General features: G+C 70.5%; 20 protein-coding genes and 1 pseudogene. 12 read left to right on the plus strand and 9 right to left on the minus strand.

Going from position 1 to position 19,022, the window contains the following annotated elements:
* Window positions 1–57: 57 nt before the first annotated feature.
* The gene (miaA, locus tag AF335_RS16970) at window positions 58–996 is read right to left on the minus strand and encodes a tRNA (adenosine(37)-N6)-dimethylallyltransferase MiaA (protein WP_102919208.1); all 939 of its coding nucleotides are present in this window, start codon (window positions 994–996) and stop codon (window positions 58–60) included.
* Window positions 997–1,191: 195 nt separating this feature from the next.
* Here miaA and AF335_RS16975 point away from each other — a divergent pair, with 195 nt between their 5' ends.
* Window positions 1,192–1,434 (plus strand): hypothetical protein, encoded by a 243-nt coding sequence (locus tag AF335_RS16975; RefSeq protein ID WP_102919209.1) that lies wholly within the window; start codon window positions 1,192–1,194, stop codon window positions 1,432–1,434.
* Window positions 1,435–1,464: 30 nt separating this feature from the next.
* Window positions 1,465–1,710, plus strand: coding sequence for an antitoxin (locus tag AF335_RS16980; RefSeq protein WP_102919210.1), 246 nt, complete (start codon window positions 1,465–1,467; stop codon window positions 1,708–1,710).
* A 162-nt stretch (window positions 1,711–1,872) separates the two neighbouring features.
* On the opposite strand, the gene AF335_RS16985 is transcribed toward AF335_RS16980, so the two are convergent.
* Both AF335_RS16985 and miaB read right to left on the minus strand, forming a co-directional pair.
* Window positions 1,873–2,583, minus strand: a complete 711-nt coding sequence (locus AF335_RS16985; protein WP_102919211.1) for a class III extradiol dioxygenase subunit B-like domain-containing protein — start codon at window positions 2,581–2,583, stop codon at window positions 1,873–1,875.
* 130 nt (window positions 2,584–2,713) lie between these two features.
* Window positions 2,714–4,204 carry a tRNA (N6-isopentenyl adenosine(37)-C2)-methylthiotransferase MiaB gene (gene miaB / locus AF335_RS16990; protein ID WP_102919212.1) on the minus strand — a complete coding sequence of 497 codons (1,491 nt, stop codon included), beginning with the start codon at window positions 4,202–4,204 and terminating at the stop codon, window positions 2,714–2,716.
* A 166-nt stretch (window positions 4,205–4,370) separates the two neighbouring features.
* Between miaB and AF335_RS16995 the strand changes: the two genes are divergently transcribed.
* A complete protein-coding gene (locus AF335_RS16995; RefSeq protein ID WP_102919213.1) occupies window positions 4,371–5,369 on the plus strand; it encodes a TAXI family TRAP transporter solute-binding subunit in 999 nt (332 codons plus the stop codon).
* Between the two features lie 26 nt (window positions 5,370–5,395).
* Here the strand turns inward: AF335_RS16995 and AF335_RS17000 are convergent, their stop codons facing one another.
* Together AF335_RS17000 and AF335_RS17005 are read right to left on the minus strand one after the other, a co-directional pair.
* Window positions 5,396–6,829, minus strand: coding sequence for a sensor histidine kinase (locus AF335_RS17000; protein ID WP_102919214.1), 1,434 nt, complete (start codon window positions 6,827–6,829; stop codon window positions 5,396–5,398).
* Window positions 6,830–6,844: 15 nt separating this feature from the next.
* The gene (locus tag AF335_RS17005) at window positions 6,845–7,555 is read right to left on the minus strand and encodes a response regulator transcription factor (protein WP_102919215.1); all 711 of its coding nucleotides are present in this window, start codon (window positions 7,553–7,555) and stop codon (window positions 6,845–6,847) included.
* A gap of 286 nt (window positions 7,556–7,841) precedes the next feature.
* Between AF335_RS17005 and AF335_RS17010 the strand changes: the two genes are divergently transcribed.
* The 8 genes from AF335_RS17010 (at window position 7,842) to AF335_RS17040 (ending at window position 14,524) form a co-directional block, all read left to right on the plus strand.
* Window positions 7,842–8,621, plus strand: coding sequence for an amino acid ABC transporter ATP-binding protein (locus tag AF335_RS17010; RefSeq protein WP_102919216.1), 780 nt, complete (start codon window positions 7,842–7,844; stop codon window positions 8,619–8,621).
* Between the two features lie 131 nt (window positions 8,622–8,752).
* Entirely contained in the window at window positions 8,753–9,673 is a 921-nt protein-coding gene (locus tag AF335_RS17015; RefSeq protein ID WP_102919217.1) for a glutamate ABC transporter substrate-binding protein, read from the plus strand.
* A gap of 115 nt (window positions 9,674–9,788) precedes the next feature.
* Window positions 9,789–10,439: an amino acid ABC transporter permease gene (locus AF335_RS17020; RefSeq protein WP_102919218.1), complete on the plus strand. Its 651-nt coding sequence runs from the start codon at window positions 9,789–9,791 to the stop codon at window positions 10,437–10,439.
* The gene (locus tag AF335_RS17025) at window positions 10,436–11,308 is read left to right on the plus strand and encodes an amino acid ABC transporter permease (protein ID WP_102919219.1); all 873 of its coding nucleotides are present in this window, start codon (window positions 10,436–10,438) and stop codon (window positions 11,306–11,308) included. The genes AF335_RS17020 and AF335_RS17025 overlap by 4 nt, the downstream gene beginning before the upstream one ends.
* Window positions 11,309–11,603: 295 nt before the next feature.
* Window positions 11,604–13,400: an FAD-dependent monooxygenase gene (locus tag AF335_RS17030; RefSeq protein ID WP_102919220.1), complete on the plus strand. Its 1,797-nt coding sequence runs from the start codon at window positions 11,604–11,606 to the stop codon at window positions 13,398–13,400.
* A 48-nt stretch (window positions 13,401–13,448) separates the two neighbouring features.
* Window positions 13,449–13,520, plus strand: coding sequence for a putative leader peptide (locus tag AF335_RS36420; RefSeq protein WP_311775615.1), 72 nt, complete (start codon window positions 13,449–13,451; stop codon window positions 13,518–13,520).
* Window positions 13,521–13,583: 63 nt separating this feature from the next.
* Window positions 13,584–14,135 carry a cupin domain-containing protein gene (locus AF335_RS17035; RefSeq protein WP_102919221.1) on the plus strand — a complete coding sequence of 184 codons (552 nt, stop codon included), beginning with the start codon at window positions 13,584–13,586 and terminating at the stop codon, window positions 14,133–14,135.
* Window positions 14,132–14,524, plus strand: coding sequence for a rhodanese-like domain-containing protein (locus tag AF335_RS17040; protein ID WP_102919222.1), 393 nt, complete (start codon window positions 14,132–14,134; stop codon window positions 14,522–14,524). The genes AF335_RS17035 and AF335_RS17040 overlap by 4 nt, the downstream gene beginning before the upstream one ends.
* A 282-nt stretch (window positions 14,525–14,806) precedes the next feature.
* Here AF335_RS17040 and recX read toward each other — a convergent pair whose 3' ends face one another.
* The 3 genes and pseudogenes from recX to AF335_RS17055 all read right to left on the minus strand — a co-directional run.
* Window positions 14,807–15,433 carry a recombination regulator RecX gene (recX, locus tag AF335_RS17045; protein WP_102919223.1) on the minus strand — a complete coding sequence of 209 codons (627 nt, stop codon included), beginning with the start codon at window positions 15,431–15,433 and terminating at the stop codon, window positions 14,807–14,809.
* Window positions 15,434–15,436: 3 nt separating this feature from the next.
* Entirely contained in the window at window positions 15,437–16,561 is a 1,125-nt protein-coding gene (gene recA, locus AF335_RS17050) for a recombinase RecA (RefSeq protein WP_102919224.1), read from the minus strand.
* 153 nt (window positions 16,562–16,714) lie between these two features.
* A pseudogene (locus tag AF335_RS17055) lies at window positions 16,715–16,945 on the minus strand (AI-2E family transporter); the annotation flags it as partial.
* A gap of 23 nt (window positions 16,946–16,968) precedes the next feature.
* On the opposite strand from AF335_RS17055, the gene AF335_RS17060 reads away from it, so the two are divergent.
* Entirely contained in the window at window positions 16,969–18,627 is a 1,659-nt protein-coding gene (locus tag AF335_RS17060) for a recombinase family protein (protein WP_102919225.1), read from the plus strand.
* Window positions 18,628–18,833: 206 nt separating this feature from the next.
* Here AF335_RS17060 and AF335_RS34680 read toward each other — a convergent pair.
* The coding region (locus tag AF335_RS34680; RefSeq protein WP_170127721.1) for a hypothetical protein at window positions 18,834–19,022 on the minus strand (189 nt) is incomplete at its 5' end.

A 19,022-nucleotide genomic window follows, 5' to 3' on the forward strand; every position in this document is an offset into this window, starting at 1 on the left:
ATGGCACGCTCCCGCAGGCCGTAAGGGCGTGCATAGCGTCCCGATGCCATCACGTGATCAGGCTGTGACCGCCCGTTCGACCAACGTCAGCGCTTGCCCGGGGAGTTCCGACCGGCGGTCGGCCGCGCCGCTCAGCCAGTGGACGCGCTTGTCCTTCCGGAACCACGAGTCCTGTCGGCGCGCGAAGCGCTTGGTGGCCCTTACGGTCTCCAGGCGCGCCTCCTCCTCGGTGCAGTCCCCGGCGAGGAAGGAGAGCACCTGCTGGTACCCGAGCGCGCGGGACGCCGTACGCCCCTCGCGCAGGCCCTCGCGCTCCAGCGCGCGCACCTCGTCGACGAGCCCCGCCTCCCACATGCGGTCCACCCGGACGGTGATCCGCTCGTCGAGCTCGGGGCGCTCGACGTCGACACCGATCTGCAGCGCGTCGTACACGGGCTCCTCACCCGGCAGGTTGGCGGTGAAGGGGCGTCCGGTGAGCTCGATGACCTCCAGGGCGCGCACGATACGGCGGCCGTTGCCCGGCAGGATCGCGCGCGCGGCGGCGGGGTCGGCCGCGGCGAGCCGGGCGTGGAGTTCCCCGGGCCCCCGCTCGGCGAGCTCCTCCTCCAGGCGGGCGCGTACGGCCGGGTCGGTGCCGGGGAAGTCAAGGGCGTCGATCGTGCCCTTGATGTAGAGCCCGGAGCCGCCGACGAGCACCGGCGTGCGGCCCTCGGCGAGCAGCTTGTCGATCTCGGCGCGGGCCAGCCGCTGGTACTCGGCGACGCTCGCGGCCTCGGTGACGTCCCAGATGTCGAGCAGGTGGTGCGGCACTCCCTGCCGCTCCTCCAGGGTCAGCTTGGCCGTGCCGATGTCCATGCCCCGGTAGAGCTGCATGGAGTCGGCGTTGACCACCTCGCCGCCCAGGTGCCGGGCGAGGGCGACGCCGAGGTCGGACTTGCCGGCCGCCGTGGGGCCCACGACGGCGATGACCCGCGGTACGGGAACTGCGTTTTTCACCTGGTTTCTCACCGGATCAGTCTCGCAAACCTTTGCAGCACCCCACGAACGAGCGACGTGACGCGACGCTGCCGCTTTCGTTGCCTGTTGCGAGGTTCCGAGAGCCGGTTCACAGGTCGGTGTCCGGAAGCGGCGCAATGGACCGCCCCGGGCGACGCGGGATTTCGCTCACACCAGTAAGGTAATGGAGTAGATATGGGCGTGTTTTCAAGGTTTCGCCGTAAGAAGGCCGAAGCGTCAACCGAAGAGGCGGCGACAGCCACTCTGACGACGGAATCGGTCGAGGACGCCGGGACCACCGAGACCGCCGAGGCCGAGCCGGAGCAGTCCGGCGAGGCCAAGGCGGAATCCGCGGCGGCCGAGGGAGTCGAGATTCCCAAGCAGCAGTCCGCGGAGAAGGCGGCTGACAGCGAGGCCGGTGAGGGCGCCCGTAAGTAGCTTTGACGAGGAAAGACGAGGGAAGGCGCCATGGGCCTGTTGGACAATCTCAAGGCCAAGCTCGGTCCCGTGAAGGACAAGGTCGGCGACCTCGCGCAGCAGCACGGGGACAAGATCGAGCAGGGGTTGGAGAAGGCCGCCAAGGTCGTCGACGAGAAGACCAAGGGCAAGTACAGCAGCCAGATCCAGACGGGCACCGGCAAGGCCAAGGACGCCCTTGACCGCCTCGCCGAGAAGGATGGCAAGGACGGCGGTCCGGGCTCCACGGCCCACTGAGACCTCGTCGGCGACGGGCCGCGGAGCCGGTGCTCCACGGCCCGTCGTCGTTCACTCGCTCTCCGCGTCCGTGTGCGCCGCCCTGACGGCCCCGCGGTCGCCTGGGGGCCTCGCGCCCCTACGCGTCGCCCAGGAGGCCCGCCAAGGGGCTCGTGGAGCCTCTCAGGACCAGGTCGCCACGAAGTAGCCGACGCCGTAGGGCGCCTCGTCGTACAGCAGCTCGCCGGTCAGCCCGGCGCCCTCACCCGCGCCCGCGAGCACCTGCCAGGGCGCCCGCCCCGCGGCCTTCAGCTCATGAGCCAGCTCCGCGTCCAGCGCCGTCAGCGCGGTGGTGTCGGCGGCGCCCAGCGCCCGCGCCGCCGCCGCGTCGAAGTCCTCGGCCCGCGGATCGAGGTAGCCGGGTGCCTTGAGGGTGCGGCAGGCGCTGCCGTCGCCCATCACCAGGAGCGCGAGCCGCTCCTCGGCCGTGGCCAGCTCTCGGCCGGTGGCCACGGCGCGCCCGGTCTCCAGCGGTTCGCCGACGCCCAGGCCCTCGACGGGCGCGGTGGCCCAGCCCGTACGGCCCAGCAGCCACGCGGCCACCGCCAGGGACTGCGGCAGCGCCCTCTCCCCTGTGGTCCCGCCCTGTCCCAGCCGCACGTCGACGTCCACGCCGAAGCCGCGGAACGATCCGGTGGCGCCCTGGGGGTGCGAGCCGCGGCCGGACGGGCCGGCGGGGCCGATGACGACGAGCCGGTCGGGCCGCGCGGCGGCCAGCACGCCCACGGCGTCCAGGCAGGCGGCGCGCAGGCCGTCCAGCTCGGGAGCGGCTCCGGCGGCGACCTCGGGGACCAGCAGCGGCGGGCAGGGGCATACGGCGGCGGCGACAAGCATGATCCGCAGCCTAGTGGGGCGGCGGCCCCTGGTCGCGGTGGGCACCCGGGGGCCCGGGGCGTCCACCGGCCCGCGACGGCGCGGGTACGGGCCGGGGAGCGGCCGGAGCCGCTCCCCGGCCCGGGCCGCGTCAGACGAGGCTGCAGCCGCCCGTCGGCGCGGGCAGCGGAGCCGGGGCGCCGATGCCGGGGAGGCCCAGCATGACGCCCGCCCCCTTCTCGGCCGGTGCGGCGTTGCGCTTCTCCCAGGCGTCGCCCGCGCGCGTGCGGCGCACGGCCTTGGCGGGGCCCTCGGCCAGCAGGTGGTGCGGGGCGGCGTAGGTGATCTCGACGGTCACCACGTCGCCCGGGCGCACGTCCTCGTCCGGCTTGGTGAAGTGCACCAGGCGGTTGTCGGGGGCGCGGCCGGACAGGCGGTGCGTGGCGCCGTCCTTACGGCCCTCGCCCTCGGCGACCATGATCTCCAGGGTGCGGCCGACCTGCTTCTTGTTCTCGTCCCAGGAGATCTCCTCCTGGAGGGCGACGAGACGCTCGTAGCGCGCCTGCACGACCTCCTTGGGGATCTGGCCCTCCATGGTCGCCGCGGGGGTACCCGGGCGCTTGGAGTACTGGAACGTGAAGGCGTTCGCGAAGCGGGCCTCGCGGACCACGTGCATGGTCTGCTCGAAGTCCTCCTCGGTCTCGCCGGGGAAGCCCACGATGATGTCGGTGGAGATGGCGGCGTCCGGCATGGCGGCGCGCACCTTCTCGATGATGCCCAGGAAGCGGTCCTGGCGGTACGAGCGGCGCATGGCCTTGAGCACCGGGTCCGAACCCGACTGCAGCGGCATGTGCAGCTGGTGCATCACGTTCGGCGTCTCGGCCATGGCGGCGATCACGTCGTCGGTGAAGTCGCGCGGGTGCGGCGAGGTGAAGCGGACCCGCTCCAGGCCCTCGATCTCGCCGCAGGCGCGCAGCAGCTTGGAGAACGCCTCGCGGTCGCCCATGTCGGAGCCGTAGGCGTTGACGTTCTGCCCGAGCAGGGTGATCTCGCTGACGCCCTCGGCCACCAGTGCCTCGACCTCGGCCAGGATGTCGCCGGGGCGGCGGTCCTTCTCCTTGCCGCGCAGCGCCGGGACGATGCAGAAGGTGCAGGTGTTGTTGCAGCCGACCGAGATGGAGACCCAGGCCGCGTACGCGCTCTCGCGCCGCGTGGGCAGCGTCGAGGGGAACGCCTCCAGCGACTCGGCGATCTCGACCTGAGCCTCCTCCTGGACGCGGGCGCGCTCCAGCAGGACGGGCAGCTTGCCGATGTTGTGCGTGCCGAAGACGACATCGACCCAGGGGGCCCGCTTCACGATGGTGTCGCGGTCCTTCTGGGCGAGACAGCCGCCGACGGCGATCTGCATGCCGGGCCGCTTCGTCTTCATCGGGGCCAGCCGGCCGAGATTGCCGTACAGCTTGTTGTCGGCGTTCTCCCGCACCGCGCAGGTGTTGAAGACGACCACGTCGGCGTCGCCCTCGGCGGTGCCTTCGGGCGCGCGGACATAGCCCGCGTCCTCCAGCAGGCCGGACAGCCGCTCGGAGTCATGGACGTTCATCTGGCACCCGTAGGTGCGCACCTCGTATGTCTTCGCACTCATCTCAATCGACCAGGGTACGTGGTCGCCCGGACAGCCCGCTTCCTCCCGTCCCCGGCCCGCCTCCCCGTCCCCACGTGCGGCGCTCCGCGCCCCCCCTGCACCGGTCCGGGTGGCGTCCTGTGCCAAGGCACTGCCCAAGCCCGGCCGGGCCTGGCAGGATCCGCCCATGGTTCCCCGACTCCCCCGCCCCGGCGGGCGCCGTGCGGTACGGGCCGGCGCGGCGGCGGCCCTCGCGCTCGCGCTGTTCCTGTGGTGGCTCGTGTCCCTGCACGGCACCTCGTCGCCCTCGGGGCGGCTGTCGTTCGCGACCGGGGTCCCGACCGGGGTGTACGCGAAGTACGGCGACCTCCTGAAGGAGGACCTGGGCCACGACATGCCCTCCTTGGAGGTGCGCCTCAGGAGCAGCCAGGGGTCGCTGGACAACCTCCAGCAGCTCACATCGGGGAAGGCCGACTTCACCCTGGCCACCGCCGACTCGGTCGCCACCTACCAGGACCGGCGGCAGCCGGGCGCGAAGGGGCTGCGGGCCTGTGCGCGGCTTTACGACGACTACATCCAGCTGGTGGTCGAGAAGGACTCCCGGGTGCGGTCGGCGCGGGACCTCAAGGGGCTGCGCGTCGGCGTCGGCACCGACGACTCGGGCGTGCAGCTGATCACGCGGCGGCTGCTGACGGCCGCCGGGCTCGATTTCGAGAGGGACATCACGCCGGTGCGGGTCGGCATCGACCGGATGCCCGGTCTGCTGGAGGACGGGCAGCTCGACGCGTTCTTCTGGTCCGGCGGCCTGCCGACGAACGCCGTGTCGGCGCTCGGCCGCCGGCTGTCCATCCGGCTCGTCCCGCTGGACGACCTGATCGGCCCGCTGCACGCCCTGGGGCCGGAGACGCGCTTCTACCGGGCCGCGGTCATGCCGGTGGACGCCTATCCGGAGCTCCAGGCGTCGCAGTCGGTGAAGACGATAGCGGTCGCGAATCTCCTGATGACCATGGACAGCGCTGACCCGGAGCTGGCGGAGAGCGTCACCCGCTCGGTGATGAACAGTCGCGACCGCATAGGGCAGAAGGTGCACGCCGCGCAGAAAGTAGACCTCCGGACGGCGATTTTCACAGACCCCCTGACCCTGCACAAGGGAGCCCGGCGCTACTACCTGTCGGTGAAGCCGTAAGGCGCGACTCCGCCCACCAGTGACGTTCACTTACGCGAAGAAGCGCCCTTGCTCCCCTTCTCGGCGCAGTGCCGCGGCACCTTGATCACCGCCCGCAGCCCCTGCGGCTCGTTCGGCGCGTACGAGAGCGTGGCGCCGCCCGCCGCGAGGAGGGCGCGGGAGATCGACAGGCCGAGCCCCGAGCCCGAGACGTTCTGGTGGCGGCCGCTGCGCCAGAAGCGGTCGCCGATCCGGGTCAGCTCGTCCTCGGTGAGGCCCGGACCGCCGTCGGCGACCGTGATGCCCACCGTGTCGCCCTCGACGGCGACGCTGACCTCGACACGGGCCTCCGCGGGCGTGAACTTGAGGGCGTTGTCGACCACGGCGTCCAGAGCACTGGAGAGGGCCACCGGGTCGGCCCAGCCGGTGGCCGCGGCCGGGCCGCGGTAGATGAGGGTGACGCGCTCCCGGTCGGCGACCGGCGACCAGGCGCCCACCCGGTCGGTGACGATCTCCGCTATGTCCGCGAGCTGGAGGTCCGCCGCCGCGTGCTCCGCCAGGGCGAGGTCCAGCAGGTCGTCGAGGACGCGGGCGAGGCGCTTGCCCTCGGTCCGCACGGAGGCGATCTCCTCATGGCCGTCCGGCAGGTCGAGGGCGAGCAGCTCGATACGCAGCAGCAAGGCGGAGAGAGGATTGCGCAGCTGGTGCGAGGCGTCCGCGACGAAGGCGCGCTGCTGCTCCAGGACCGTCTCGACGTTGTCGGCCATCTCGTTGAACGACCGGGCCAGCCGGCGCAGCTCCGGCGGTCCGCTGTCCACCGCGACGCGGGAGTTCATCCGGCCCGTGGCTATACCGTGCGTGGCCGCGTCGAGAGTCCTTACGGGCCGCAGCACCCAGCCGGTGAGGCGGAAGGCGGCCGCCACCGCGACGAGCATGGCCGCGATCTCCCCGGCCACCAGCAGCAGCCAGGAGTGCAGGATCCTGGAGCGCAGCGCCCCGGTCGGCGAGTCGGTGACGACGACGGCGACCACGTCCCCGTCGCGGATGACCGGTGAGGCGACGGTCAGCCGGGTGTGCCGTAAGGGCCAGACCTGGCTGGGATCGTGGCTGCGCCGCCCCGCCAGGGCCTCCTGGAAGGCGCGCTGCCCCTCGCCCTCCGGAGGGACGGGCCAGCCCGCCGGGGCGACGGCCATGGCCCTTCCGTCGCGGTAGAAGATGCCGACCTTGATGCCGTAGACGTCCTCGTAGCGCAGGAGTTCGTCGCGCAGGGTGTTGAGCCGTTCGTCGTTGCCCGCGTCGGGTTCGAAGGGCCGGGCGGTGACGTACTGGGCCAGCGAGGCGAAGCGGGCGGTGTCGTCGATGCGGTCGACGACCAGCCGCTGCTGCTCGGCCGCGGCGATGCTGCCGGCCAGCGGGAAGCCCAGGGCCAGCAGGACGCCCGCGAGCAGGACGATGAGGAGCGGGAGGAGTCGGGTGCGCACGGGGCAGGCCGGCCGTCACGCGGCCGGGACGACGATTTTGTAGCCGACGCCGCGCACCGTCTCGATGAGGGCGGGCATCCGCAGCTTGGCGCGCAGCGAGGCCACGTGCACCTCCAGCGTGCGCCCCGTGCCCTCCCAACTGGTGCGCCAGACCTCGCTGATGATCTGTTCGCGGCGGAAGACGACGCCGGGGCGCTGGGCGAGCAGGGCCAGCAGGTCGAACTCCTTACGGGTGAGCGGGACGGTGGCGCCGCCCACGGAGACCTGGCGGTTGGGGAGCTCGATGGTGAGCGGGCCCAGGCGCAGGGGCTGCTGGTCCTCGGCGCCGCGCTGCTCCTCGGTTCCGCCGTTCTCGGCGGGCGGGGTGCGGCGGGCCACCGCGTGGATGCGAGCGAGGAGTTCACCGGTGTCGTAGGGCTTGACCACGTAGTCGTCGGCGCCGAGGTTGAGCCCGTGGATCTTCGATCTGGTGTCGGCGCGGGCGGTGACCATGATGACGGGCGTGGCGGTGCGCTTGCGGATCTTGCCGCAGACCTCGAAGCCGTCCTGGTCGGGCAGGCCGAGGTCGAGCAGGACGACGGCGAACGGCGCGCCGGCGTCGGGCAGCAGCGCGCGCAGTGCCTCCTCGCCGCTGCGGGCGTGGGTGACGTAGAAGCCGTGCCGGGCGAGAACGGCCGCCAGGGCCGCGGCCACATGGTCGTCGTCCTCCACGAGCAGCAGTCTCATCCGCCTCCCTCCGTCCGGCTCGTGTGTGGCTGTGGCAACGCTGTGGCAACACCGCATCCACGCTGATGGACGCCCGCCTCGTCAAGGGGGTTGCAGGTGTGAGGGCGCTTCCGTTATGCAGCCGGTACTCCCGCACAACCCTTGTACACACCGTGCGCCCCCTTCACGCCGTGTGTCCCTTTGCGGCCGGATCGTTATGCTCAATTTCAGCTCAGATGTAATGACGCTGGTAGTTCACGCTCATTAGGGTCCTCCCCAACCGAGGAGGATGGAGCGAGGAACGCCGATGAGCGAAGTATCGGTGACCAAGGACGCCGCGGCGGCCCCCGCGGACGCGCTGGTCGTCCTGCACAACGTGAACAAGCACTTCGGCGCGCTGCATGTGCTCCAGGACGTCGACCTGACGATCGCGCGCGGCGAGGTCGTCGTCGTCATCGGGCCCTCGGGCTCAGGGAAGTCGACGCTGTGCCGGACCATCAACCGCCTGGAGACGACCGATTCCGGGTCGATCAGCATCGACGGCAAGCCCCTGCCCCAGGAGGGCAAGGAGCTGGCGCGGCTGCGCGCCGACGTGGGGATGGTCTTCCAGTCGTTCAATCTCTTCGCCCACAAGACCGTCCTGGAGAATGTGACTCTGGGTCAGATCAAGGTCCGCAAGACCGACCGCAAGCAGGCCGAGCAGAAGGCCCGCGCCCTGCTCGACCGGGTCGGGGTGGGCGCCCAGGCGGAGAAGTATCCGGCGCAGTTGTCGGGTGGTCAGCAGCAGCGGGTGGCGATCGCGCGGGCGCTGGCGATGGACCCGAAGGTGATGCTGTTCGACGAGCCGACGTCGGCGCTGGACCCGGAGATGATCAATGAGGTGCTGGAGGTCATGCAGCAGCTCGCCCGGGACGGGATGACGATGGTCGTCGTCACCCATGAGATGGGCTTCGCGCGCTCCGCCGCGAACCGGGTGGTCTTCATGGCGGACGGCCGCATCGTCGAAGAGGCGCGGCCGGACCAGTTCTTCAGCAACCCGCGCAGCGACCGGGCCAAGGACTTCCTGTCGAAGATCCTGCACCACTGACCCGGTCACGCCCTCCTGTCACCACCCGACGGACCGCTCGGCTCCGGAGGTATCCGACGCCTGCCGGCCCGGCGGCCGCCCGCCGCCGACCGGTGGTCCCGTCACACCCGTAGACGCAAAGGATGTTCACCATGAAGCTCCGCAAAACCGCCGCAGCGGCCGCCGTGGTGCTGGCGCTCACCGCGACCGCGACCGCCTGCGGCAAGTCGGGCAGCCCCGACGACAAGAGCGACAAGGCCGGCGACAGCAAGTCCGCGCCGCCCACGCCGACCTACAAGGTGAACACCGCCGCCGATGTCAAGGACTCGCCGGTCTTCGAGAAGATCAAGGGCAAGACCATCACCATCGGCACCAAGGCCGACCAGCCCGGCCTCGGCTACGAGAACCCCGGCACCAAGAAGCGCACCGGGTTCGACGTGGAGATCGCTCGCATGATCGCGGCGGACCTCGGCTTCGACGAGGCGCACATCAAGTGGCAGACGATTCCTTCCGAGGCCCGTGAGACGCAGATCGCCAGTGGCGGCGTCGACCTCTACGTCGGCACGTACACGATCAACGACGAGCGGAAGAAGCAGGTCGGCTTCGGCGGCCCGTACTACATCGCCGGGCAGGACCTGCTGGTGAAGGCCGACAGCAGCATCAAGGGCCCGGACGACCTCAAGGGCAAGAAGGTCTGCTCGGCGAGCGGTTCCACGCCGCTCAAGCGGATCAAGGAGCCCAAGTACGGCGTGGCCGAGGCCAAGGCGCAGCAGACCTACCAGCTCTGTGTGCAGGAGGTCGTCAACGGCACGGCGGACGCCCTGACCACGGACGACTCGATCCTCAAGGGCTACGCCGCGCAGAACAAGGGCGCCCTGAAGGTCGTCGGCAACCCGTTCTCCAAGGAGCCCTACGGCGTCGGTCTCAAGAAGGACGACAAGGCGCTGCGGATGGCCGTCAACGACGCCCTCGAGGCACACATGAAGAACGGCGACTGGAAGAAGGCGTACGACGCCACGCTCGGGCTCTCCGGCGTCGCGGCCTCCAACCCGCCGGCGGTCGACCGCTACTGACGGCCGGCGTCCGACCGGTCCCGCGGCGGCGGCCGGAGCCCTGGACCCCACCGGTCCGCAGGGCTCCGGCCGCCGGGGCCGCGGATACCCGCCACGCGAATCCCGGAGACTTGACTTGAACGTTTTGTCGGACAACTTTGCGATGTTCCGCGAAGGCTTTCTCGGCACCGTCGAGCTGACGGCGCTCAGCGCCCTGCTCGCCCTCGTGCTGGGCACCCTGATCGCGGCGTTCCGCGTCTCTCCGGTGCCCGCCCTGCGCGTCTTCGGCACCGCCTGGGTGACGTTGCTGCGCAACACCCCTCTGGTGCTGCTCTTCCTCGTGGCCACCCTGGGCCTGCCGGCCCTCGGCCTCAAGGGCTGGGACTCCTTCTGGCTCGCCGTCATGGCACTGGGCTGCTACACCTCGGCGTTCGTCTGCGAGGCCATCAGGTCCGGCATCAACACCGTTCCCGTGGGACAGGCGGAGGCGGCCCGCTCGATCGGGATGACCTTCAGCCAGACCCTGGGCCAGATAGTGCTGCCCCAGGCGACCCGGACGGCGATCCCGCCGATCGGCAGCCTGATGATCGCGCTGGCCAAGAACACGGCGATCGCCTCGGGCTTCAACGTCACCGAGCTCGGCTCGGTGCAGAAGACCCTCAACGCCGACGCGGGCTACGACATCTACGTGATCTTCGCGTGGATCGCGGTCTGCTACATCATCATCACTTTCGCGATCAGCGGCCTCTTCCGGCTGCTGGAGAACCGGCTGGCGGTGGCCCGATGAGCGCGAGCGTCCTCTACGACGTACCCGGCCCGAAGGCGCGGGTGCGCAACCGGATCTACGGCGCGCTGTCCACCGTCGCCCTGCTCGGCCTGCTGGCCTTCATCGTCTACAAACTGGACGACACCGGCCAGTTCCAGGCGGAGCTGTGGGACGACTACGAGTACAGCAACACACACGAGCGGATCCTCGACGGGCTGCTCACCACGCTGAAGACCTTCGCCATAGCCGCCGTCCTCTCGGTGGCGCTCGGCGCGGTGCTGGCCGCGGCCCGGCTCTCCGACCACCGGCCGGTGCGCTGGCTGGCGACCGCGGTCGTGGAGTTCTTCCGCGCCATGCCGCTGCTCATCATGATCTTCCTGCTGTTCGCGGCGGTGTTCACCTCCGACCCGATGTGGGCCCTGGTCATCGGCCTCACGCTGTACAACGGCTCGGTGCAGGCGGAGATCTTCCGGTCCGGCATCAACGCCGTGTCCAAGGGGCAGGGCGAGGCCGCGTACGCGCTCGGGCTGCGCAAGACCCAGGTGATGACCAGCGTCCTCATCCCGCAGGCCGTGCGCTCGATGCTGCCGTCGATCATCAGCCAGCTCGTGGTGACCCTGAAGGACACTTCTCTCGGATTCATCATCCTGTACGAGGAGCTGCTGTTCGTCGGCCGGGCGTTCGCCCAGCAGACCGAGCCGGTGAACGGCGTCTACGCCTTCATCCCGATGGTGATCGTCTTCGGTTCGATCTACATCCTGCTGTGCCTGGCCCTGTCGTCGCTCGCGACCTGGGTCGAACGGCGCACGAAGCGCTCGCGCAAGGGCGCTCCGCCCGCCATGCCCGTGAACAACGCCGCCCTCGCCTCGGAGGCGGGACAGATAGGATGACCGGCGCCCGGTCCGGCGCCTCCGGCGCACACCGCGTCAGGACCGGCCGGACACCACGCGCTTGACGCCCCGTCGGCCGGCACGGCCGACGGGGCGCGCCCGCTCCGGCGCACCTCGGGCGGCCGCCTGATCGCTTGACGCGGGCACCCGCAGTGGGTTGCATACGTTCTGTGATCGAGCACCGTGTTCCCCCCTCCGGCGACCGTACGTCCCGCGTGTCGCGCACCGCGCGTGCGCCACGCGGTGCCCGTGGCGGACTCGTCCGCCGGCCCGGAGCGGGCGAGGGAGCCGTGTCGTGGATCCGGTGATCATCGTGGGGGCCGGCCCGGTCGGCCTCACGCTCGCGCTCTCCCTGGCCCGGAACGAGGTGCCGGTGGTCGTCCTCGACGAAGCCGCCGCCCGGGAGGGCGGACCGGAGGAGCGCCTCGCCCGTACCGCCGTGCTGCGACCGGACACCGCCGCCCTGCTGGAGCGGCTGGGGTGCGCCACGGCCGGAGGGGCCCGGTGGACGGGCTGGCGCACCCTGCGCCGCCGCGCGGTCGCCGCACGGGTGTCTTTCGCCGATCAGGCGCGAGCGGTGGCGGACGGGGAGCCCGCGGAGCCGGGTGAGGAGTACGAGGCCGGCGCCGACGCCGGCTCCCCGCTGCACCTGCCGCAGCACGTCCTGACGCGGGAGCTGCGGGCCGGGCTCGCCCGCCACGAGAAGGTGCGGATCGTCCCCGGCACCCGGGTGGACACCCTGCGGCAGGACCCGGCGGGGATCAGCGTGCACACCCGGGGGGACGAGGGCTCGCACTGGCGGGGCAGCTATCTCGTCGGCTGCGACGGCGCCCGGTCGACCGTCCGCAAGCTGCTGGGCGCGCGCTTCCCGGGCCGGACGGCCGTCGAGCGGTACGCGGTCGCCGCGCTCCGTGCCGAGCTGCCCTGGCCCGGCGAGGCCGTGCTGCACAGGTCGCCGCCGCGCGGCCCGGAGGTGACGGCGCGTCCGCTGCCGGACGGCGTGTGGCGGCTGGACTGGCTGCTGCCGCCGGGCGACGACCTGGTCACCCCCGACACCCTCCTGGCGCTGGTGCGCGACTCCCTGACCTCCTGGTGCGGCGAGCCGCCGCCGTACGAGCTCCTGGACACCGGCGTGCACGCCGTGCACCACCGGCTCACCCGCCGGATGCGCACGGAACGGGCGTTCCTCGCCGGGGACGCGGCCCATCTGCTCGGGGCGCTCGGCACCCAGGGGCTCGACGAAGGGCTGCGGGACGCCGAGAACCTCTCCTGGAAGCTCACTCTGGCCTGGCACCAGGGCGCCTCGGAGACCTTGCTCGACAGCTACCAGGCGGAGCGGCGCGGAGCGCTCGTGGCCCGGCTGCGGGCCGCCGACCGGGTGCTGCCGGCCGTGCGGGGCGAGGGCGGCTGGAGCGCGGTGCGGCGCACCCTGGTGCCGGGGGCCGTGCGCGGACACGACGAACTGCTCACGGACGGGCACCTAGGGCGCGGCTCCCTGGGCGCGCCCCCGTTCCACGCCCGTACGCCCCTGGCTCCCGCGGGGCCGCCGACCGGTTCCGTCCCGGTGGGCACAGCGGTGGGGGAACAGGTCGAGGACGTGCCCGTGACGGCGCCGGACGGGTCGGCGGCGGCGCTGCGGGACCGGTTGGGCGGCGCGCTGCTCGTGGTGCTCGTCGCGCCCGGTACGGGCGTGTGGGAGCGGCGGCACTGGCTGGGCGCGGGGCTGATGCCCCGGCTGGCGGCCGCCGTCGGCGCCCTGCCGCTGCCGGCGGAGCTGCTGGTCGCCGAGGGGTATCCGGGGGCGGCGGCCCACACCGTGCTGCTGGTGCGGCCGGACGGCTGTCTGGTGGCGGCACTGGCCGGGGTGCGGGCGGCGGAGCTGGCCGCGTGCGCGGACGCCGTACGGGGCGGGGCCCCGGGCGGCCCGTCGACGGCCGGTCCGGTGGGTGACACCGGCCCCGACGGAACCGGCGGCGACGCGGACGGGGGTGCGGACGGGGGCGTGGAACCGTCCGCGCGGGCCGGTGGCGGAGGCGCCGAGGGCACGTCCGCGTCCGACGGCGCCCCCAGTGAAGCCACGGCCAACCGTTGACCCGCTCCTGACGGTCGTGGTGGACTACTCACTGTGACTGACAGCGGCGTGCGCTTCTGGCGGAGGGTCCATCTGGACCTCGTCCGCTACGCGGGCTGTGTCTGTCGTCCGTCCTGCTGATCCGCTCCCCGCCGCGCGGCCGTGTCGCCGCGCGCTCCTCGCGATCTCTCAGGACGGTCTTCCGTGTCTTCTCCTGCCCGAACGCCCGCACTGTCCGGTGCGGTGACGCCGGTGTTCCCCGGCGCGCCCTCGGCCGCCGATCTCCTCGACTTCGCCCGCCGGACGGCCGGTGATCCCGCGCTCGTCGCCGCGCTCCCGCTGGATCCCGAGGGGCGCACCTGGGCCCGCCTGGAGGGGCCGGGCGGCAGTGAGGCGTGGCTGATCGGCTGGCCACCGGGCAGTGGTACCGGCTGGCACGACCACGGTGGTTCCCATGGGGCCTTCGTCGCGGCGGCGGGCGTGCTGACCGAGCAGTCGCTCGCGGCCCGGCTGCCCACGGAGGGATGGCGGACGCTGGAGCTGGTGGAAGGCGTCGACCGCGAGCGGCAGTTGTCCGAGGGAGACGGCCGGGCCTTCGGCCCGCACCATGTGCACCAGGTGCTCAATCCGGCACCGGACCGGCACGCGGTGTCCGTGCACGCCTATTACCCGCCGCTGCCGATGATGCGGCGGTACAGCCGCTCGGGGCAGGTGCTGCGGCTGGAGCAGGTCGAGTGGCCGGAGGAGTGGGCATGAGGGTCGAGGAACTGCTGGCGGCCGCCCGGGCGGGTCTCGACCGCCTCGGTCCGGCGGAGGCCGCCGCGGCACGGGACGGGGGCGGACTGCTCGTCGACATCCGTTACGCGGCGCTCCGGGAGCGCGACGGAACCATCCCCGGTGCGCTGGTCGTCGAGCGCAACGAGCTGGAGTGGCGGCTGGACCCGGCGTGCGAGCACCGCGCGCCGGAGGCCACCGGGCACGACCTGCGTGTGGTCGTGGTCTGCGACGAGGGCTACGCCTCCAGCCTGGCCGCGGTCTCCCTGCGAGGGCTGGGTCTCCACCGCGCGACGGACCTGGCCGGCGGCTTCCAGGCATGGCGAGCGGCGGGCCTGCCGGTGACGCCCCCGCCGGGCCCGCTCCCGTAAGCGACGGCTCCGTAAGGGGACCGCCCCGCCGTCGGACCCACGCCGGACGGGCAGGGTGCCTCGGCCGAGGATCGGAGCCCGGGGCCCCGAGGGCCGGGACCCGGCGGCCGGGGCCCTGGGATCCGGAAACCGGAGATCCGGGCAGCGGGGATCCGGCCATCCGCCTCTGAACCGACTCGGCGGAGTCCGGTGCGGTTCGGCAGCGCCCTGAAGGAGCACGGGGAACCGCGCGGCCGGCCACGACGCACCCGCGGACGACTCGCCGGAGTTCCAGCGGAGCGCTCAGGCGTCCGGCAGCCAGTGCTCCAGCAGCTCCGGCTCCTCGCCCTCCTCCTCCAGGGCCCGGCGCACCACCCGGAGGGCGAGGCCCTCGGGGTATCCCTTGCGGGCCAGCATTCCGGCGAGGCGGCGGAGCCGCTTCTCCCGGTCCAGCCCTCGGGTGGCCCGCAGCTTGCGGTCGACCAGCTCGCGGGCGGTGTGCTCCTCCTGCTCGGAGTCGAGTCGGCCGACCGCTTCGTCGATCACCGCGGCGTCCACGCCCTTGGTGCGCAGCTCGCGCGCCAGGGCACGGCGGGCCAGGCCCCGGCCGTGATGCCGGGACTCCACCCACGCGCCGGCGAACGCCGAGTCGTCGATCAGGCCCACGTCCTCGAAACGGGAGAGGACCTCTTCCGCCACCTCGGCCGGGATGTCCCGCTTGGCCAGGGCGTCCGCGAGCTGTTTGCGGGTGCGCGGGGATCCGGTGAGCAGGCGCAGGCAGATCGCCCGCGCCTGCTCCTCCGGTCGCGGTGGCGCTCCGCCCCCGGCCCTCGACGAGGACGGGGCGTCACCGCCGTTCGGGTCGGCCGACGGCCGGTCCGGCCGGTCTCCCCCGGCGCCGGGCAGGGGGTATTCCGATCGCCGTGTCACGGGTCAGCTCTTGGCGGCCGCGGCCTTGGTCGCCTTGCCCGTGGACTTCGCCGGGGCGGGCACCGACTTGGCCGGCTCGGCCGCCGCGGCACCGGCCGCGTCCGTGCCGGGCTCGGCCGCCGGGGACTCGGGCCGGACGCCCACGCCCAGCTTCTCCTTGATCTTCTTCTCGATCTCGTTGGCGAGGTCGGGGTTGTCCTTGAGGAAGTTGCGGGCGTTCTCCTTGCCCTGACCGAGCTGGTCGCCCTCGTAGGTGTACCAGGCGCCGGCCTTGCGGACGAAGCCGTGCTCGACGCCCATGTCGATCAGGCCGCCCTCGCGGCTGATGCCCTGGCCGTAGAGGATGTCGAACTCGGCCTGCTTGAAGGGCGGCGAGACCTTGTTCTTCACGACCTTCACGCGGGTGCGGTTGCCGACCGCCTCCGTGCCGTCCTTGAGGGTCTCGATGCGGCGGATGTCCAGACGCACGGAGGCGTAGAACTTCAGCGCGCGGCCACCGGTCGTCGTCTCCGGGGAGCCGAACATGACGCCGATCTTCTCGCGGAGCTGGTTGATGAAGATCGCGGTGGTCTTGGACTGGTTGAGCGCGCTGGTGATCTTACGGAGCGCCTGGCTCATCAGCCGGGCCTGGAGACCGACGTGCGAGTCGCCCATCTCGCCCTCGATCTCCGCGCGCGGCACCAGGGCGGCGACGGAGTCGATGACGATCAGGTCGAGGGCGCCGGAGCGGACCAGCATGTCCACGATCTCCAGCGCCTGCTCGCCGGTGTCCGGCTGGGAGAGGATGAGGTTGTCCGTGTCGACGCCGAGCGCCTTCGCGTACTCCGGGTCGAGCGCGTGCTCCGCGTCGACGAAGGCGACCGTGCCGCCCGCCCGCTGGGCGTTGGCCACGGCGTGCAGGGTCAGGGTCGTCTTACCGGAGGACTCCGGGCCGTACACCTCCACGACACGGCCGCGGGGCAGTCCGCCGACGCCGAGGGCGACGTCGAGAGCGGTCGACCCGGTGGGGATCACCTCGATGGGCTCGTTCGGCCGGTCGCCGAGGCGCATCACGGCGCCCTTGCCGAATTGGCGTTCAATCTGTGCGAGAGCGGCGTCCAGCGCCTTCTCGCGGTCGGTTCCTGCCATGGGCTCCACCCGGTTTGCTTGAGTCGATCGCTTCACGTCAACGACGCTAACGCCTGCCACTGACAATGGCCCCGGGCACCGCCCCAGCCTGTGGATAACCCGCCCCTCAGAAGGCCCGGAAACACCCATGAGAATGGATGTTCGATTTTGGTGTCAAGCAGGCCGCCCCTGGACACGCGGGTCGTCCGTGACGTCGTACCGCTTCACGTACGCCCCCAGGAAAGCCTGTAGTGTCGCGGTCGCCGGAATGGCGACGAGCGCGCCCACCGCGCCGAGCAGCGCGGTGCCGGCGATCACCGAGCCGAAGGCCACGGCGGGATGGATGTCCACGGTCCTGGCGGTGATCCGGGGCTGGAGCACGTAGTTCTCGAACTGCTGCAAAAGCGAAAGAGTGTATACATCTCGTCATGGCAACATCATCAGGCGCAGTCGCCACCCGACCAGCTCAAGTCGGCCTTGAACCCAACCGATCGACCTGGGGCGCCACCGAGCTGGCAGAGCTGGGCCGATGGCGCGAGATGCAAGCGTCACTGCCGAGCGATGCACCCCGAGGGCTCCTGTCGGTGCGTCTCTCCGTCTTCACGGACGAGACGACCTCTCCCATCCGTCAGGAGTTGGACCTGTGGGCCCTGGCGACAGCGAAGGGCATCCGGGTCGTAGGTGTCGCCTCTGACCTGAACCAGTCGGCAACCAAGATCCCGCCGTGGAAGCGGAAGGCTCTCGGGCATTGGCTTCACGAGAAGGCCCCTGAGTTTGATGTGATCCTCTTCTGGAAGCTTGACCGATTCATTCGCCAGATCTATGACCTGCACTTGATGATCGAGTGGTGTCAGGACTTCGGCAAGAACATGATCTCGAAGGTTGAAGAGCTGGACTTCAAGTCCACCTTCGGCCAGATGATGGTCACGATGATCGCCGGCATGGCGAGGATCGAAGCCGAGAATCTTGGAATCCGCCTCACCTCTCTCTGGCAGTACGCCCGGACCACTGAGCGATGGGTGGTCGGCAAGCCAGTGTTCGGCTATCACACCGTCAAGGACCCCAAGACTAAGGAAGTCTCCCTAGCCGTCACCCAAGATCGGGCAATGATGCTTAGGTGGGCTCGACTAATGCGAGTGAAGAGAAAGCGATCCTACGGATTCATTTGCAAGGTACTGAACCTCGCAGGTTTCAGGACCGCACAAGGGAAGCTGTGGAGGGTCACATCCCTAGTCCGGATCATGAGGAATCCGGCGCTCATGGGAGTCAGGATCATCTCTGACGGGAAGCCTGGAAGGTACAACCCCCCGCGAATCTTCTACGGGTCGGACGGAAATCCGGTGAAGGTGGCAGAGGCTATCTACACGGAGCTGGAGTACACCGAGCTCATCGAGTTCGATATGACCAAGACTCAGGTTCACCCGCCGAAGCAAAAGAAGTCCACGAACTTCCTTGGCGTAATAAAGTGCGGGTACTGCATGGGCAACATGACCTATCAGGCCAACAAGAAGAAGGACAAGAAGGGGAACGTCACCAAGATCCTGGAATACATCCGCTGCTTCTCCACGGTCAGCAAGCCATGCGAGCACAGGCCGTCCGGTAAACCAAATGACGTGTACGGCTCACTGATCCAGGCTGTCTTGGATGAAATCGGCGATTACGAGGTGATTGAGCGGGTCTACCACAAGGGAGAGGAGACCGCCAAGCGCCGGAAAGAGTTGGAGGAGTCCATCCAGTTCTACGTGGGAGGCATCGCACCGGGCGGGCAGTTCGCTGTCGGAGGATTCCTCCAGAAGACGGCAGAGGACGCACTACAGAAGCACAACGCAGAGTTGAGCAGCCTACCGGAGGAAGCCTCTACGGACAGGTGGAAGTACAAGCAGCTTGAGGGAACCTACCGTCAACGCTGGCTCATGGGAGACACAGAGAGGATGGAAGAAGACCTCAGACGAGGCAGCATCAAGTTCATGGTCTACGACGACCATGCCAAGCTAATAGTTCCCGAGGACGTAAAGAAGAGACTGATCCTGCGAGAAAACTACTTCTCCGAAGGAAGACTTCGGAGCAAGGTGGCGACAGGGGCCTGAGCACAGAAAAGCCTCCGCCATCCCTGGCATGAAAGGGATGGCGGAGGCTGATCTTTACCCCCACTCTGACACATCGGGGGGCTCTGAGAAGTCATACACCCTTTCCCGAACGGTAGTCTCATTACCGTCTGCGTCAACGCGAACAGTAATTACACGCATCGAGCACCCTCCGCCCTCATACGTGTCAAACCCTGAAAAAATCCGAGTCATTCATCACCCTCCTCCAACACCGCTGCGGAGGGATGCACCTCCTTCACCCAGTAGTCCGTCGCCATCTCCTTGGCCAGGTCGTGAGGCACTCCGGCCCCGATGGCCTCCACGTAGAGGGCGCCGGCGATGCGGGCGAATGTCAGCGCGGCGACGCCCCGCTGTTCGATGAGGGTCTGATTCATCTC

Source organism: Streptomyces eurocidicus, from assembly GCF_002891295.1.
In the GTDB taxonomy this organism is placed as follows: Bacteria; Actinomycetota; Actinomycetes; order Streptomycetales; family Streptomycetaceae; genus Streptomyces; species Streptomyces eurocidicus.